The 14,058-nt window shown below is 64.8% G+C and carries 10 protein-coding genes; 8 read left to right on the forward strand and 2 right to left on the reverse strand.

The window, feature by feature from the left end:
* The first annotated feature begins 124 nt into the window (after positions 1-124).
* The 3 genes from OU426_RS04770 (at position 125) to OU426_RS04780 (ending at position 6,121) form a co-directional block, all read left to right on the forward strand.
* The gene (locus OU426_RS04770; protein WP_267632709.1) at positions 125-2,404 is read left to right on the forward strand and encodes an NADP-dependent malic enzyme; all 2,280 of its coding nucleotides are present in this window, start codon (positions 125-127) and stop codon (positions 2,402-2,404) included.
* 217 nt (positions 2,405-2,621) lie between these two features.
* Positions 2,622-4,526 (forward strand): propionate-CoA ligase PrpE, encoded by a 1,905-nt coding sequence (prpE, locus tag OU426_RS04775; RefSeq protein WP_267632710.1) that lies wholly within the window; start codon positions 2,622-2,624, stop codon positions 4,524-4,526.
* A gap of 179 nt (positions 4,527-4,705) precedes the next feature.
* Positions 4,706-6,121 carry a sigma-54-dependent transcriptional regulator gene (locus OU426_RS04780; protein WP_267632711.1) on the forward strand — a complete coding sequence of 472 codons (1,416 nt, stop codon included), beginning with the start codon at positions 4,706-4,708 and terminating at the stop codon, positions 6,119-6,121.
* A gap of 9 nt (positions 6,122-6,130) precedes the next feature.
* Here the strand turns inward: OU426_RS04780 and OU426_RS04785 are convergent, their stop codons facing one another.
* Positions 6,131-6,901: an NAD kinase gene (locus tag OU426_RS04785; RefSeq protein WP_267632712.1), complete on the reverse strand. Its 771-nt coding sequence runs from the start codon at positions 6,899-6,901 to the stop codon at positions 6,131-6,133.
* Positions 6,902-6,991: 90 nt separating this feature from the next.
* Between OU426_RS04785 and OU426_RS04790 the strand changes: the two genes are divergently transcribed.
* The 5 genes from OU426_RS04790 to OU426_RS04810 all read left to right on the forward strand — a co-directional run bounded on the left by OU426_RS04790 (position 6,992) and on the right by OU426_RS04810 (position 13,713).
* Positions 6,992-8,416: a multicopper oxidase family protein gene (locus tag OU426_RS04790; RefSeq protein WP_267632713.1), complete on the forward strand. Its 1,425-nt coding sequence runs from the start codon at positions 6,992-6,994 to the stop codon at positions 8,414-8,416.
* A gap of 126 nt (positions 8,417-8,542) precedes the next feature.
* Entirely contained in the window at positions 8,543-9,829 is a 1,287-nt protein-coding gene (glyA, locus tag OU426_RS04795) for a serine hydroxymethyltransferase (protein ID WP_267632714.1), read from the forward strand.
* Positions 9,830-10,276: 447 nt separating this feature from the next.
* Complete coding sequence (locus tag OU426_RS04800) at positions 10,277-10,639, forward strand: c-type cytochrome (RefSeq protein ID WP_267632715.1); 363 nt, start codon at positions 10,277-10,279, stop codon at positions 10,637-10,639.
* A gap of 121 nt (positions 10,640-10,760) precedes the next feature.
* Complete coding sequence (locus OU426_RS04805; protein ID WP_267632716.1) at positions 10,761-12,785, forward strand: oxidoreductase; 2,025 nt, start codon at positions 10,761-10,763, stop codon at positions 12,783-12,785.
* A gap of 64 nt (positions 12,786-12,849) precedes the next feature.
* Positions 12,850-13,713, forward strand: a complete 864-nt coding sequence (locus OU426_RS04810) for a DUF817 domain-containing protein (RefSeq protein ID WP_267632717.1) — start codon at positions 12,850-12,852, stop codon at positions 13,711-13,713.
* Here OU426_RS04810 and OU426_RS04815 read toward each other — a convergent pair.
* A complete protein-coding gene (locus tag OU426_RS04815) occupies positions 13,664-14,032 on the reverse strand; it encodes a hypothetical protein (protein ID WP_267632718.1) in 369 nt (122 codons plus the stop codon). The genes OU426_RS04810 and OU426_RS04815 overlap by 50 nt on opposite strands.
* Positions 14,033-14,058 lie beyond the last annotated feature (26 nt).

Consider the following 14,058-nt stretch of genomic DNA (forward strand, 5'->3'; position numbering starts at 1 on the left):
TCTTCAAGTTCAAAATAACTTTTCAAGGAAATTCTTGTATGGCGATTGTATCTGTCGGAAAGTCAGGGAACTTGCGCGACTCTGTAAATAGTTTAATATTAAACAAATCAGGCGGGAGGCGGATTTGGACGAGACACGGCAAGACAGCGCGCGGCAGGCGGCGCTTGATTATCACGAGTTTCCGAAGCCCGGCAAACTGGAGATCCGCCCGACGAAGCCGATGGCGAACGGCCGTGACCTGAGCCGCGCCTACAGCCCCGGCGTGGCCGAAGCCTGCCTGGAGATCAAGGCCGATCCCGCCAGTGCCAGCCGCTATACCGCCCGAGGCAATCTGGTTGCCGTCGTGTCGAACGGCACCGCCGTGCTGGGCCTTGGCAATATCGGCGCGCTGGCGTCGAAGCCGGTGATGGAAGGCAAGGCGGTGCTTTTCAAGAAATTCGCCAATATCGACTGTTTCGACATCGAGCTGAACGAGCCCGACCCCGAGAAACTCGCCGATATCGTCTGCGCGCTGGAGCCGACCTTCGGCGCGATCAACCTCGAAGACATCAAGGCTCCCGACTGTTTCATCGTCGAGAAATTGTGCCGCGAGCGGATGAACATCCCGGTCTTCCATGACGACCAGCATGGCACGGCGATTGTGGTCGGCGCGGCGGCCACCAATGCGCTGCATGTCGCGGGCAAGCGGTTCGACGAGATAAAGGTCGTGTCTACGGGCGGGGGCGCTGCCGGCATCGCCTGCCTCAACATGCTCCTGAAACTCGGCGTCCGGCGCGAGAATGTCTGGCTCTGCGATCTCGCTGGCCTCGTCTACAAGGGCCGGGCCGAGCAGATGACGCCGCAGAAGGACGCGTATGCGCAGGGCACGGCGCCTGCGACGCTCGATCAGGTGATCGTGGGCGCGGACCTGTTCCTTGGCCTCTCCGGTCCGGGCGTGCTGACGCAGGAGATGGTGCAGAAGATGGCGCCGCGCCCGATCGTCTTCGCGCTGGCAAATCCCACGCCGGAGATTCTGCCCGACGAGGTGCGCGCCGTGGCGCCTGACGCGATCATCGCTACGGGGCGCAGCGATTTTCCTAATCAGGTCAACAACGTCCTCTGCTTTCCCTTCATCTTCCGCGGCGCGCTCGATGTGGGCGCGACCACGATCAACGACGAGATGGAGCTGGCCTGTATCGACGGGATCGCGGCCTTGGCCCGCGCCACGACCAGCGCCGAGGCGGCGGCCGCCTACCGGGGCGAGAAGCTGACCTTCGGGCCGGACTACCTGATCCCCAAACCCTTCGACCCCCGCCTGATCGGTGTGGTGGCAAGCGCGGTGGCGAAGGCGGCGATGGAAACCGGCGTCGCGATGCGCCCCATTGTCGACCTGCCCGCCTACAAGCAGAAGCTCGATGGGTCCGTGTACAAATCCGCCCTGATCATGCGCCCGGTGTTCGAGGCGGCCCGGCAGGCGGCGCGGCGGATCATCTTCGCCGAGGGCGAGGATGAGCGGGTGCTGAGATGCGCGAACGCGATGCTTGAGGAGATGACCGACAGCCCGGTACTGATCGGCCGCCCCGAGGTGATCGAACGGCGCTGCGAACGCGCGGGCCTGCCGATCCGCCCGGGCCGCGATTTCGAGATCGTGAACCCCGAAAACGACCCGCGCTACCGCGATTATTGGGAAACCTATCATGCGCTGATGGAACGGCGCGGCGTGACGCCCGATATCGCACGCGCCGTGATGCGCACCAACACGACCGCAATCGGCGCCATCGCCGTCCATCGCGGCGAGGCCGACAGCCTGATCTGCGGCACTTTCGGCCAGTATCTCTGGCATCTGAACTATGTGAACCAGATCCTAGGCCGCGACGGGCTCTGCCCTCACGGTGCGTTGTCGTTGATGATCCAGGAGGATGGGCCACTTTTCGTCGGAGACACCCATGTGAATGCGGTGCCGACGCCCGAGGAGATCGCTCGCGCCGCCATCGGCGCAGCACGTCACGCCCGCCGCTTCGGTGTGGTGCCCAAGGTCGCGATCTGCTCCCATTCGAACTTCGGCAATCTCGATACCGATTCCGGCCGCCGCACCCGCGGCGCGATGGAGATACTGGCCGCGAAGGGCGTCGATTTCGCCCATGACGGCGAAATGTCGGTTGACGCGGCACTCGACCCCGAACTGCGGGCGCGGATCTTCCCGAACGGGCGGTTCGACGGTGCTGCCAACATCCTGATCTTCGCCTTCACCGATGCGGCCAATACCGCGCGCAATGTGCTGAAGATGCGTGCAGGCGGGCTGGAGGTCGGGCCGATCCTGATGGGGATGGGCAACAAGGCGCATATCGTCACGCCGTCGATCACGGCGCGCGGGCTTCTGAACATGTCGGCCATCGCCGGAACGCCCGTGACCGTCTACAGCTAGGTAAAGGCGATTCTGCAGAGGTGTGGCTGGTATTTGCAAACCTGCCACACAATGCCCGTCCCTTTGCTGATACGCAGAGGATTTGCAAAAATTTGCCGGGGCAAGTTGTCTATTTTTGCAAATATCATGACAGCGACATTTCCTGCGACCGCTAACGCGATTGATCGCCCCCATCCCCTGCCCTAGGCTCCCGCCCGAGCTTTGGAGGAGGCGACAGATGGCGACGGCGGGGAGCTACCGGGAGATCTATGACGGCTGGCGGAAGGACCCGGACGGGTTCTGGATGGGCGCGGCCGAGGCCATCGACTGGATCAAACCGCCGTCGAAGGCGCTGAGCGCCGAAAAGGCGCCGCTCTACGAATGGTTCAAGGATGCCGAGGTCAACGCCTGCTGGAATGCCGTCGACCGCCATGTCGAGGCAGGCCATGGCGAACGGATCGCCATCATCCACGACAGCCCGATCACCCGCGCAATCCGCAAGATCACTTATGCGGAGCTCAGAAATCGGGTGGCGACGCTTGCGGGCGCGCTGCGTGCCAAGGGGGTAGAGAAGGGCGACCGGGTCATCATCTACATGCCGATGGTGCCCGAGGCGCTTGAGGCGATGCTGGCCTGCGCGCGGCTTGGCGCGATCCATTCGGTGGTGTTCGGCGGCTTTGCCGCGAACGAACTGGCTGTGCGTATCGACGACGCCAAGCCCAAGGCGATCATTGCCGCCTCCTGCGGTCTCGAACCGGGGCGCGTGGTTCATTACAAACCCCTCCTTGATGCTGCCATCGACCAGGCCAGCCACAAGCCCAGCTTCTGCGTGATCCTCCAGCGAGAGCAGGAAGTGGCGAAGCTGACCGAGGGCCGCGACTATGCCTGGCATTCCTTCCAGTACGGCGTAGAGCCCGCGGACTGTGTTCCGGTTTCGGGCGATCACCCGGCCTATATCCTCTACACCTCCGGCACCACCGGCCAGCCGAAGGGCGTAGTCCGCCCGACGGCAGGGCATCTGGTGGCGTTGAACTGGACGATGGGCAAGATCTACAAGGTGGGCGCGGGCGATGTGTTCTGGGCGGCCTCGGACGTGGGCTGGGTCGTCGGTCACAGCTATATCTGCTACGGCCCCCTGATCGCGGGCTGCACCACCATCGTTTTCGAGGGCAAGCCGGTCGGCACGCCCGACGCAGGCACCTTCTGGCGGGTGATCCAGGACCATGGCGTGAAAAGCTTCTTCACCGCGCCGACCGCTTTCCGCGCCATCAAGCGAGAGGATCCGCAGGGCGAGTTGATCAAGGATTACGACATATCGAGCCTCGAGGCGCTGTTCCTGGCGGGCGAACGGGCCGACCCCGACACGATCATGTGGGCCCAGCGCCATCTGAAAGTGCCGGTCATCGACCACTGGTGGCAGACTGAGACCGGCTGGGCCATCGCCGCCAATCCGATCGGGATCGAGGAACTGCCGGTCAAGATCGGCTCGCCTTCCGTTCCGATGCCCGGCTACGATGTCCAGGTGCTGGACGAGGGCGGCCATCCGGTCGCGCCCGGCACACTGGGTGCCATAGCGGTGAAACTGCCCCTGCCGCCCGGCACGCTGCCAACCCTTTGGAATGCCGAGGAAAGATTCAAGAAAAGTTACCTCAACCACTTCCCCGGCTATTATGAGACGGGCGATGCGGGCTATATCGACGAGGATGGCTATCTCTACATCATGGCGCGCACCGACGATGTGATCAATGTCGCGGGCCACCGTCTGTCGACCGGCGCGATGGAGGAGGTTCTGGCCTCGCACGCTGATGTCGCCGAATGCGCGGTGATCGGGGTTGCGGACGATCTGAAGGGGCAGATGCCCTTGGGGTTCCTCTGCCTCAACAAGGGCACCAACCGGCCGCATGGCGAGATCGTGAAGGAATGCGTGGGGCTGGTGCGCGACAAGATTGGCCCGGTCGCGGCCTTCAAGACCGCTTGTGTCGTTGACCGGCTGCCGAAGACCAGGTCGGGCAAGATCCTGCGCGGGACGATGGTGAAGATCGCCGACGGCGAGGCCTACAAGATGCCCGCCACGATCGACGATCCGGCCATCCTCGACGAGATCACAGAGGCGCTGAAAGCGCTCGGCTATCCGCGGGGTTAGGCACCGGCGGCTATCTGCGCGAGAGGCCGAAGGTCACGGCCTTTCGTTGCTGCCCTAAGGTCATGACGATTCAGACAAGTTGGCGCGGGGCGATTCGTCACGTAGATATGTTGCATTATGCAACCTTGGCTTGAATTGCCCTTGTCCCCTGGCATTCGGGTCCACGCAAGTGGCCGGACATGACATTTGACCGTACCATACTTCTGATCGAGAACACCGTATCGCTGCAGGTCACCTATGCCTCGGTCCTGCGGCAGCATGGCTATCGGGTGATTACAGCGGGAACCGCAGAGGCGGGGCTTGCCGCCTTGCGCGAGACCGCACCACAGGCTGTCATCGTCGACCTCGCTCTGCCCGACCGCGACGGGATTGAACTCATGGCCGATATCCTGACCGAACGCCCCGGGTTGCCGGTCATCGTCATCACGGCAAACGGCCCGACGAGCACGGCGGTCGAGGCGATGCGGGCCGGCGCGCATGACTTTCTGGTCAAGCCGTTCGACGAGCAGAGATTCCTTAACGCCGTCGGCAATGCGATCGCGGCGGCCGAGGCAACCTTGGCCAGCGCCGAAGCGCCAGACCGCACGGCACCCTCCCCAGGCGATTTCGTCGGATCATCGGCCACGATGACGCAGGTCTACGCCCGCATCCGCTCGGTCGCCCGGTCGATGGCGCCGGTCTTCATCACCGGCGAAAGCGGCACCGGCAAGGAGCTGTGCGCCGAGGCGATCCACCGCCTGTCGAGCCGCGCGACGAAGCCCTTTGTCATCTTGTCTTGCGGCACGATTCCATCGGATCAGCTGGAATCAGAGCTTTTCGGCCATATGAAAGGCTCGTTCCCCGGCGCCATCGCCGAGCGGACCGGCGCAGCGGCGGCGGCCGATGGTGGCACGCTCTTTCTTGACGAGATCTGTGAACTTGACCCGTCTGTCCAGGCGAAGCTTCTGAAATTCGTCCAGACCTCGACCATCCAGCCGGTCGGGTCGAACCGACCGCGCAAGGTCAATGTCCGCATCATCTGCGCCACCAACCGCGATCCGGCGCAGGCGATCCGCATGGGGCAGCTCAGGCAGGACCTCTACTACCGCCTGCATGTCGTGCCGCTGCATATGCCGCCCCTGCGTGATCGGGGCGCCGACGTGATCGAGATTGCCGAACAGGCGCTTGCCCGGATGTCCGAGGAAGAGGGGCGCCGTTTCCGTGGCCTCAGCGACGAGGCGGCGGCACTCTTCCGCTTCTACGCCTGGCCCGGCAATGTGCGCGAGCTTCTGAATGTCATCCGTCAGGTGGTGGTGATGCATGACGGGCGCGAAGTGACGCCCGCGATGCTGCCCCCGGAACTGACCGAGGCGCCGGTCAAGCCGAACCTCGCAGGTGCGCCGCGCCCGGTCGCCAGCAAGGTCGAAATCGGCGCGATCCTGGGCCGTCCGCTGGCTGAGGCCGAACGGATGATCATCGAGGCGACGATTGCCATGCATGGCGGTTCGATCACCCGCGCGGCGCGGGTGCTGGAGGTGGCGCCCTCGACGCTTTACCGCAAGATCGAAGCCTGGCAGGCGAAAACCGGCGGAGCCAAGGACAGCGAGGAGGGCTGATAGCCCCGCTCAGATGAACTGCTCGCGCGTCAGCCGTTCTTCCAGCCCGTGACCGGGATCGAAGAGGATGCGGTGACGGATCGTGGCATCCGAACATATCTCGACACTCAGCACATCGCGCACAGAGGACCGGCTGTCGGCGTCCGCCATTACCGGCCGCTTCGCGGCTTCGAGTACGTCGAACCGCACCAGCGCCGCCTTCGGCAGGATGGCGCCGCGCCAGCGCCTTGGCCGGAAGGCGGCCATGGCGGTCAGCGCCAGCACGTCCGATCCGATCGGCAGGATCGGGCCGTGGGCGGAATAATTGTAGGCGGTCGATCCGGCAGGCGTCGAAAGAAGCGCGCCGTCGCAGACCAGCTCCTCCATCCTGACCCTTCCATCGACGCTGATCCTCAGCTTCGCCGCCTGCGGCCCGGCGCGCAGAAGCGCCACCTCGTTGATCGCGAGCGCCTCATGCGCCGCACCATCGGCGTCGATAACCCGCATGCGCAAAGGGGCAATCTCGGTTTCCTCAGCCGCCGCCAGCCGCTCGAACAGCCCGTCTTCGGCATATTCGTTCATGAGAAAGCCGATGGTCCCGCAATTCATGCCATAGACCGGCAGATCGCGCGCCTCGGTCGCATGGAGCGTCTGCAGCATGAACCCGTCTCCGCCAAGCGCGACGATGGCGTCCGCCTGTTCCAGCGCCACTGATCCATAGCGCGCGGTCAGCCGCTCTAGCGCATCGCGCGCGGCCTCCGCCTCGCTTGCCAGAAAAGTGATACGCTGCGACCTCTTCACATCTTCCGCTCCGCTTCCACATCGGCATTGATCACCGTTAAGGACGCCTGCGCAACCCCGCAGTCGCCCCCCGTCTGAAAGGAACGCCCGATGACGCCCAGCCGCCGCACCTTCCTGACCGGTCTTCTGGCCAGCCCCGCGCTTATGCGCCTCGGGCCTGCCTTCGCGTCAGAGGGGCGGGCGCTGACCATGCCCGCGATCGACGAAGGAACGGTGACGGCGGGCGCGCTGTCCTTCGACCTCGGGCTGCAGTCGGGCGAGATGGAGTTCCTGGCAGGCAGGGCGACGCCGACGATCGGCATCAACGGCCCCTACCTCGGCCCGATCCTGCGGGCGCGGGCGGGCGAGGCCCTGTCGCTCAGGGTCCGGAACGGCCTTGAGGAAGCGTCATCGCTGCACTGGCACGGGCTGCATCTGCCCGCCGCGATGGACGGCGGCCCGCATCAGCCGATCGCGCCGGGCGCCAGTTGGACGGCCGAATTTCCGCTCAAGCAGAAGGCCGGGACCTTCTGGTTCCATTCGCACCAGCATGGCCGGACCGCGGCGCAGGTCTGGTCGGGGCTCGCGGGCGTGATCCGGGTCGAAGATGAAGAGGAGGGGGCGCTGCCCCTGCCCCGCACGCACGGCGAAGATGATTTCACCCTTGTCCTGCAGGACCGGCGTTTTGGCGCGGACGGTGCCATGACCTATGCGCCCGACATGCATGACCTGATGGCAGGCAAGGTCGGCGATGTGATGCTGGTGAACGGTCAGGTGGGGGCCCATCTGCCGGTCGCCGCGCCGCTCGCGCGGCTGAGGGTCCTGAACGGCGCCAATGGCTCGATCTACCGGCTGCATTTTGCGGGCGACGTGCCCTTCGTGCAGATAGCCTCTGACGGCGGGCTCCTCGAAGCCCCGGTCATGCTGACCGAGGCACTCGTCGCGCCGGGCGAAAGGGTGGAACTTCTGGTCGATCTGAGCGCAGGGGCGCCCCTGATGCTGCGCGCCGAGGTTTTTGGCGCCGAGGCGCCCTTTGCCGGATCGAACGGCGTGCGTGACGTGATCGAGATCCGCCCCGACCGCGCGCGGTCTGCCCCGCCCGCCCTGCCCGACCGGCTCGCCAGCCTGCCGCCCGTCCCGGCGGCCACCGGCGCGACGCGGACCTTCAAGCTCGGCATGACCGGCGAGGGCCTGATGGGCACGCCGGTGATCGACGGCATTCCGTTCGACCATGGGCGGATAGATTTCACCGTGCCGCTCGGCGCGGTCGAGACCTGGATCTTCGAGAACACATCCCAGATGCTGCATCCAATGCATGTGCACGATGTGCAGTTCCGCATCGTCTCTCGCAACGGCCAGCCGCCCGCGCCGCGCGAGGCGGGGCTGAAGGACGTGGTCCTCACCCAGCCCGGCGAACGGGTCGAACTTCGGATGGAGTTCACCGACTACGCCGACCCGGTCAGCCCCTACATGATGCACTGCCATATCCTCGAGCATGAGGATCAGGGCATGATGAAGCAGTTCACTGTGGTCTGAACACCGCCCGGCGGCAAAGGGTAGCGGTAACGTTCGCCCCGTGATGCGGGAAGGTCGGAATCCGCCTTTCTCGCAGGGGGAAGCTCGGCTACAACCCCGCCCGAACCGGACCGCGAGGAGACCAGCATGACCGCCCAAAAAGGCTTTTTCACCGAGCATCTTGCGTCGAGCGACCCCGAGCTCTGGAGCTCGATCACCAATGAACTCGGCCGCCAGCGCGACGAGATCGAGCTGATCGCCTCGGAAAACATCGTGTCGCTGGCGGTCCTCGAGGCCCAAGGCTCGGTGATGACCAACAAATATGCCGAGGGCTACCCGGGCAAGCGCTATTACGGCGGCTGCCAGTATGTCGACGTGGCCGAAACGCTGGCCATTGAACGCGCGAAGGAACTCTTCGGCTGCAAGTTCGCGAACGTCCAGCCGAATTCCGGGTCGCAGATGAACCAGGCGGTGTTCCTGGCGCTTCTGAAGCCCGGCGATACGTTCATGGGGCTTGACCTCAACTCCGGCGGCCACCTGACCCACGGCTCGCCCGTCAACATGTCGGGCAAATGGTTCAACGTCGTCTCCTATGGCGTCCGCCAGCAGGACCAGCGGCTGGATATGGAAGATGTCCGCCAGAAGGCGCTGGAACATCGGCCGAAACTGATCATCGCGGGCGGCACCGCTTACAGCCGCGAATGGGACTGGGCGGCCTTCCGCGCCATCGCCGACGAGATCGGCGCCTATCTGCATGTCGACATGGCCCATATCGCGGGGCTTGTCGCGGGCGGCGTCCATGCCTCGCCCGTCCCGCATGCCCATGTCTGCACCACCACGACCCACAAGTCGCTGCGCGGCCCCCGTGGTGGCATGATCCTGACCAATGACGAAGAGATCGCGAAGAAGATCAATTCTGCCGTCTTCCCCGGCCTGCAGGGCGGCCCGCTGATGCATGTGATCGCCGCAAAGGCCGTGGCCTTCGGCGAGGCGCTGCGGCCCGAATTCAAGGCCTATGCGGCGCAGGTCAAGAAAAACGCCGCCGCCATGGCGGACGAGCTGATGAAGGGCGGGATCAACATCGTCTCGGGCGGCACCGACAACCACCTCTGCTTGGCCGACCTGCGGCCCAAGAAGGTGACCGGTAAGGCGACCGAGGCCGCGCTTGGCCGTGCCCACATCACCTGCAACAAGAACGGCGTGCCGTTCGACCCCGAAAAGCCGTTCGTGACCAGCGGAATCCGTCTCGGCGCGCCCGCCGGCACCACCCGCGGCTTCGGCGAGGCCGAATTCCGCCAGATCGCCCGCTGGATCGTCGAGGTCGTCGATGGCCTTGCCGCGAACGGCGAGGAAGGCAACGGCGCGGTCGAGGCCAAGGTCAAGGGCGAAGTCGCGGCCCTTTGCGCCAAATTCCCGATGTACCCGACACTCTGAGCCGGAACATTTTTGACTTAGAAGGGCCTCCGAATTTCCGGAGGCCTTTTCTATGCCTCTTTCGCGCTCTGCTGCAGCCCGGCGAAAGTCATGAGCGAAGCCGAGAAATCCTTAAGGCCCTGAAATAGCAATCGATGTTTGCAGGCTGCGTGCAGCTCTGAGTGCAATTTACATCATCCGCCCGAATGAATTGAAGGCAGCTTTCTGCCAGAAGATATGGCAGATCAGGGTCCATCATCTCGACAAAAAAGGCACAGCGGTGGCATTGGTTAACCGCAGTTGCAACCCCTCGATAAGCGCCGTTAGTGCCGTCAGCAAACTGATGCTTTGCAGGAGGTCCCACTGGGAGTAGCTTATGGGGAAACAGTTCGCGAAGGTCAGGGCGGACTCCACCTTGTCTTCTCCAAAGATGGTTTCCGGCTGTTGGGAACAAAGGAGCTGTTTCAAATGACATCGTCACTTCTGGAATCACGCGTTGTTCTTGGAATGATGCTGGTAGCGTTTACGAGTGGAGCTCAGCCTGCCTCAGCAGAGGGCGATCTGAGCAAAGGAAAGACATTGGCTCGAAGCTCGGCTTGCATCCAGTGCCATGGCGACGACGGAAATGCGCGCTCCACTTCGTTCCAGCCGATACCGATGCTCGCAGGGCAACCCGCAGAGTATTTGGTAGCACAGATGAAGGCATTTGCTGACGGCACCCGAATGAGTTCGACCAAGAATGTCGAGCTTATGGTGCAGGCGCTCGGCAGGCTCAGCGAAAGCGATTTCCAGGACATTGCAGCCTATTTCGAAGCGCAGAAGCGGTACTAAGTTCCAAATGTCGACGTAGTAGCCCGTCATGCCTTGCAGCGGCATGTCCATCGGTGCGCAACCCACCAGCATTGACTAGATTCTGACCAATCGTCCAAGATCGCGCCGCAAGGAGAGCACCATGCCCCGCGATCCGCGTTTCGATATCCTGTTTCAGCCCCTGAAGATCGGCCCCGTCACCGCGCCGAACCGGTTCTGGCAGGTGCCGCATTGCACCGGTATGGGCTTTGCGCTGCCCGCTACACTCGCCGCCATGCGCGGGGTGAAGGCCGAGGGTGGGTGGGGCGTGGTGAACACGGAATACTGCTCGATACACCCGAGTTCGGACGACACGCCTGCGCCCTACGCCTCGCTTTGGGACGAGGGCGACATCGCCAATATGGCGGCAATGGCCGAGGCGGTGCACGCCCACGGCGCGCTGGCGGGCGTCGAGCTGTGGCACGGCGGCTGGCGGGCGGGCAATATCCTCAGCCGCGAGGCACCGTTGGGCCCGGAAAGCATGCTGGCCGAGACCGTTCCCTGGCAGAGCCAGCGGATGGATAGGCAGGATATCAGGGCCTTGCGCGATTGGCACCGGGCAGCGGCACTGCGTGCGAAGGCGGCCGATTTCGACGTGGTCTATGTCTATGCCGCCCATACCTACCTTCTGACCCAGTTCCTCGACCCGTCCACCAACCCGCGCGCCGACGAATACGGCGGCTCATTCGCCGCCCGGTCGCGGCTAATTCGCGAACTGGTCGAAGAGACGCGCGAGGTGGTGGGCGACCGCTGCGCGGTGGCCATCCGCATCGAAGTGACGGATGAGGACGGATCGGGTGGAGAGGAACGCGCCCGCGTGCTGGCCGACCTCGCGCCCTTGGTCGATGTCTTCGACGTGACGATCCCCGATTACGGCACCGAAATGGGCCCCTCGCGCTTCGTCAAGGAAGCGGCGCTGGAGGGTCACATCGCCCATGTCCGTGCCGCGACCGGGAAGCCGGTGGTCGCCGTCGGACGGTTCACCAGCCCCGAGACCATGTTGTCCCAAGTCCGGCGCGGTATCCTTGATTTCATCGGCGCCGCCCGCCCCTCGATCGCCGATCCCTTCCTGCCCGCGAAGATCCGCGAGGGGCGGTTTGAGGACATCCGCGAGTGTATCGGCTGCAATATCTGTTACGCCCATGACGGGCTCGGCGCGCCGATCCGCTGCACCCAGAACCCGACGATGGGCGAGGAATGGCGGCGCGGCTGGCACCCCGAACGGGTGCCCGCTCTGAAACGGTCCGACGACCCCGTCCTGATCGTCGGCGCTGGCCCCGCCGGGCTGGAGGCGGCACTGACGCTCGGGCGGCGCGGGGCGACGGTCATGCTGGCCGAGGCATCCGAGGAACCGGGCGGACGGGTCAACCGCGAGGCGCGTCTGCCGGGCCTGTCGGAATGGGCGCGGGTGCGTGACTGGCGGCTGTCGCAACTGCGCCAGATGGCCAATGTCAGTCTCTATCCCGCCAGTCCGATGTCGGCCGAGGATGTGCTGGCAACCGAGGCGCCGCATGTGATGGTGGCGACCGGCAGCCTCTGGCGGGCCGACGGGCGCGGGCGCAGCCATCCAAGGCCGGTTCCGACTTTCGCCGATCCGCGCACTATTACGCCTGACCGGTTGCTCGAAGGGGAAAGACCGGCAAACGGGCCGGTGGTGATCTTCGATGACGAGGGCTATCATATCGGCGCTGGCCTCGCCGACCTGCTCGCGGGCGAAGAGCATGAGGTGACCTATGTCACGCCCTTCGGCACGGTCGCCGACTGGACAGGCTACACCGTCGAACAGGCCCGCCTGCAGGCCCGGCTGATCGAGCGCGGCGTGCGGATCGTCACCTCGCATATAGTCACAGCCCTCGCGCCCAGTGCGGCGCACCTCTCCTGCGCCTACTCGGCCCGCGAATGCCGGGTGCCCTGCGGCGCCTTCGTCCCCGTGACCTCGCGCGAGCCTCAGGACAGTCTCTGGCAGGCGCTCAAGGACCGGGGCCTTGCCACGCTCACCCGCATCGGAGATGCCCGGGCACCGGGCCTGATCGCCCACGCTGTCCACGACGGCCACCGTTTCGCGCGCGAATTCCTGACGCCGGAGGCGCAGGCAGTGCGCCGTGAGCGGGTCATTCTCGGCGGCTGAGGCTGCGCGCTGGACCAGCCGCCGATCCCGTGCCAGAAGGCGATTGAGGATCGAGGAAGAGTGCATGCACCGTACCACCGACCGGATCGAGCGCGCGCTCGGCGACTGGGCCCGCGCCCGCCTGCCTTTCGCGCTCGCGGAATTCGTGATGTTCGGGTTGAAACAGGCCTGGGCCTGCCTCTTCGGCGGACTGCTGCTGGCGGCGCTGCTGATCACCAGGGCCATGTGGCAGGCGGACTGGCCGATCGCCCGCTATGATGCGCTTTTCCTTTTCGCGGTCGCTGTGCAGGCGCTGTTCCTCTGGGCGCGGCTTGAGACCTGGGCGGAGGCGCGGGTGATCCTGCTCTTCCATCTCACCGGCACGGTGATGGAATGGTTCAAGGTGGGTGCGGGCTCCTGGGCCTACCCGGAGCCCGGGCTCTTCAAGATCCTCGACGTGCCGCTCTTTTCCGGCTTCATGTATGCGTCCGTCGGCAGTTACATGGCCCGCGTTATTCGCCTCTTCGACATGCGCTTTGCGCCCTATCCGCCTTTCTGGACGACGGTGGTTCTGGCCCTCGCCATCTATGCGAATTTCTTCGCCCACCATTTTCTGCCGGACATGCGGCTTGGCCTCTTCGCCGCCACGATCCTGCTTTATGCGCGCACCCGCATCTGGTTCCGCATCGCTCGGCACGACTACTGGATGCCGCTGCCCCTTGCTGCGTTCCTCACCAGCGGCTTCCTGTGGCTGGCCGAGAATATCGGCACACAGACCGGAACCTGGCTTTATGGCGGCCAGCACGCTGGCCAGATGGTGAGCCTTGCCAAGATGGGCTCCTGGTACCTTCTGCTCTACGTCAGTTTCGTGACCGTGACGCTCGTGGTACGCGACCCGCTCAAAGAAAGCCGCGCCAGGCGAGAGTCGCGGCCAGCGCCACAAGCGTGACAAAAAGGCCCGTGGCGATCGCGGTGGTCATCTGCCACAGCAGAGCCCGACGGCGTGCGCCCGCGCCGAGCGGCTTGAGATAGCGCACGCAGGCGTCATAGGCCTCGGCCGCTTCCTCCGGATCGACCTGCATCTGCAGGCGCGGTATCGTCGCCATCTCGGCCTGCCGGGCCAGCGCCTCGGCCGCCGCCAGCACCTTGCGCGGCAGATGCCGCCCGCCACGGCGGAGCTTGGCCGCAAGCCCCTCGCCCTTTACCCTGAGCCGCGCCTCCATCAGTTCGGCCACGCGGTCGGCCATCTGCTGGACTGAGATCGACATGTCGTTTACCCCCGGACAGGCAGGTT

The sequence above is a fragment of the Frigidibacter sp. RF13 genome, assembly GCF_026626305.1.
Classification (GTDB): domain Bacteria; phylum Pseudomonadota; class Alphaproteobacteria; order Rhodobacterales; family Rhodobacteraceae; genus TMP-24.